The sequence below is a fragment of the Phytobacter palmae genome (assembly GCF_039409775.1).
GTDB lineage: Bacteria > Pseudomonadota > Gammaproteobacteria > Enterobacterales > Enterobacteriaceae > Phytobacter > Phytobacter palmae.
Genome location: NZ_JBCIVJ010000058.1, coordinates 1 through 1,361, shown reverse-complemented (window position 1 = coordinate 1,361; position 1,361 = coordinate 1). Strand labels below are relative to the sequence as shown.

Here is a 1,361-nt window from a genome sequence, read left to right as displayed (position 1 = left end):
ATTATTGTCGCGGCAGGTGAAAGCCAACCATCCAGGTTTAAAATAATCTTATTAGGCTATGCGATCGAAAAATAATTCTCTAAAGAAAAGCGTATATTTTTTATCTATAAAAATGGCTGGGTAAACGTTAGAGTATTTGGAAGTTTTCTGGTTTCACTGTCAGCCAAACGGTACGCCAGAACGGATGACGGACCGTGAAAGACATATCCGCTGGGAAGGGCAGAACAGCGCGTGAGGTAAGCTGCTGCACGATTCAATACCGCAGGAGACGGGCTATGCGCAGAACCTGCGTATGCAGGGGCAATACCTGGAACGTGAGAACGGGTTGCACTACAATTTATTTCGTCATTACGACGCGGATAGCGCCAGTTTTACCTAGCAAGACCCGATAGGGTTAAGGGGCGGGTTAAATACTTACGCTTACGTACCAAATCCACTTACTTGAATAGATCCACTCGGTCTTACTCCTTGTACGCTATCTGGTAGTACGATCAAACGTGCTGATGGTTCAGATCTCATCACTATTCCAAATAATGCGAGGGTTCGTAAATTAACTCCTCCGGCTGGTCATGTGGAGATTATGCTTATGAATATAAATGGACAAATGCAGGTGGAGGTACAACCACCGCTCGAATACATGATATAGATCTTGTAGCTCCTCCTGGTTCTGATTCTAGTCAAGGATGGGTCGTAAGAATTATGGATGGAAAGAAATGTATGGATGTTAATGGTAATTATCATCCCAGGGGAATCTTCAATGAAAATAGTTCATATTATAATCATTCAGTAATTCACGATGTTCACATTCCAATAAACAAACCAACAAGTTTTCCCGGAGTTAACTGATAATGTTAGATCTTGATGTTTTTTTGATGAAAAAATACAAGAATTAGAAAGCGCATTGGATTCACAATGTTCTAATCTATATGAATTAATTGGTTCGGTCAGAGATTTGTTTTCATCACCCTACATTTCAAAACCGATCGTTAACTCTGATTTAGTCAAGGAGTTATGGAATGTGTTAACGAAAATTTTTATTTATAATAATGCTTACGATAATAAATTTAATGCAATATTGGCAATGAGTGATATTTATTTATATTCTAGGCGTCAAAATATTAATTTATGCTTAAACGAGTTAAAGGAATGGAGAGGGAAGCATAATGAAAATGATACGACACACGAAATTTTAGAATGTATTGATGATATATTATTTGAATAATAAAAAAAGCCAGGAAGGATATTAACTCTTCCCGGCTTTTTATTATTTAACCCTCGTTCAGCACACTAAACATCCCGTTTCGCATCCCCTTAACCATCTGTTTAACCTGATGATGTGCCCCTGACTTATGTTTATAGCG

Annotated in this window: 2 protein-coding genes and 1 pseudogene; all 3 read left to right on the top strand. The window is 38.2% G+C overall.

Features of this window, described 5'->3' with window-relative positions:
* Positions 1–139 precede the first annotated feature (139 nt).
* Positions 140–442, top strand: a pseudogene (locus tag AAIG39_RS25605) (RHS repeat-associated core domain-containing protein); the annotation flags it as partial.
* 107 nt (positions 443–549) lie between these two features.
* Positions 550–846 (top strand): polymorphic toxin type 30 domain-containing protein, encoded by a 297-nt coding sequence (locus tag AAIG39_RS25790; RefSeq protein WP_425503352.1) that lies wholly within the window; start codon positions 550–552, stop codon positions 844–846.
* A gap of 172 nt (positions 847–1,018) precedes the next feature.
* Entirely contained in the window at positions 1,019–1,222 is a 204-nt protein-coding gene (locus AAIG39_RS25600) for a hypothetical protein (protein ID WP_343195052.1), read from the top strand.
* Positions 1,223–1,361 lie beyond the last annotated feature (139 nt).